Source organism: Stecheria intestinalis, from assembly GCF_009696165.1.
Lineage (GTDB): Bacteria > Bacillota_I > Bacilli_A > Erysipelotrichales > Erysipelotrichaceae > Bulleidia > Bulleidia intestinalis.
Genome location: NZ_VUMN01000068.1, coordinates 1 through 1,501 on the forward strand (window position 1 = coordinate 1; position 1,501 = coordinate 1,501).

Consider the following 1,501-nt stretch of genomic DNA (forward strand, 5'->3'; position numbering starts at 1 on the left):
TTATTGAACTTTCGGGTTTTCCGGGATGAGTATTCATGCATGAACAGCTCATCAAGCACTTCTGATGCAGTTCTCGTTCCGAAGTTCGGGTCTTCTGTCATATCCTGGAGCTTATTTGCCAGATTTCCCATCTTCATCTCTCTCATCCTGCTGATAGTGGCGTCAATCCCTTCGGTCATTTGTAGTAGTCCTTTCCTCTGACATCTTCCAGATCAGGAAGACTTGCAGTTATGCTGCTCTGTTTCCTCTGCTTCAGGAGATCACTTAATGTACTCTGAAAGTCGTGATAACGGCACCGCTTCCCTCTGACACAGTCGGCAGCTGCTTCTTCGCAGATTCCTCTTGGAATTCCATCGCACATATGAAGAATCCCGTTGCACGCGGTATACATCTGGTCGTCATGCTTGGCTGATTTCAGAATCATGAAGATCATCTGCTTCATATATGGCCCGATCTCTTCTGCCCATTTCAGATAGTAAGAACTGTCTCTCTGATTCACTTCTGCATAAAACCGATGGTTTGCCGGCATGTGCTCAGGTTTCGTGATGTAGCGCAGAGAGGGAATGTAGCTTCGCTTGTGACGTGCGATCTCTTTGTTGCTGAGGTCGGTTATGATGATTTCTGATGGCGTCGCTTTGATGACTACTTGTGATCCATAGTACTTGCAGGGCACTGAGTAAAAATGATCATCGTAGGCAACGTGGTATTGGCTGGAAACATCTGGCCAGTATTTGTAATCACAGGCTTCGAATTCTCCCTCCCGCAGCGGTCTCATCGCTGGTCTGTCATAGAGTTCAAAGAGCTCATTGTGCGTCTGCTTATAACCCCTTGGAATGGTATTGTTTTCTGCCTCTGCAATCTCCATGACGAGTTCATTGACTTCTTCAAGGCTCTGAAACACATATTGTTTCTGAAGCTGATCAACGATTTTCCGCTCCATGACCTGTACATAGCGCTCTGCAGTTGCTTTCCCGCGCGGTTTCCTGTAAGGCGGGCTGAGCACTATGACATCATAGAAATCTTCCAGATCCTGATAGGCTGCGTTGACAATCACCTCATCCTTCGTGTTGACCGTGATCCCAGTACGGAGATTATCCGGAACCAGATATTTCGGCGCTGCTCCGTAATAGGTTAATGCATGTGCAGTTGCCGCATTGAACTGCGACTGCTTCTCATCAAGAGATGCTTCTGCATATACTTTGCTTGAAAACCCGCATGTGGTCAGAAAAAGATGGATTTCCTGCTGCTCCGTCAGATCGGTCGGATCCTTTGATAGATTCATGATGTGTATCAGCGCATGATCGCCGCAGTAGTCAATATACACGCGCTCACCGGGAATCCGGTTGACTCCCATGGTCAGGTCTTCGGATCCGTACTTTTTTCTTCGGTACTCTCGGTATTTCAGATAGAACATGGTCCTGCTGAACCCGCGAGGCTCCTGCTTATGATATTCTGCCCACAGATCTTCTCCGTATACCTTTCTGCCTGGGGATTCAGTCTT

1 protein-coding gene is annotated in these 1,501 nt (G+C 47.5%); it reads right to left on the reverse strand.

Annotated features, from left to right (window positions below; translation table 11 throughout):
- Window positions 1-175: 175 nt before the first annotated feature.
- Window positions 176-1,501: Mu transposase domain-containing protein (locus tag FYJ51_RS13655; protein WP_205946348.1), on the reverse strand; the 1,326-nt coding region annotated here is incomplete at its 5' end.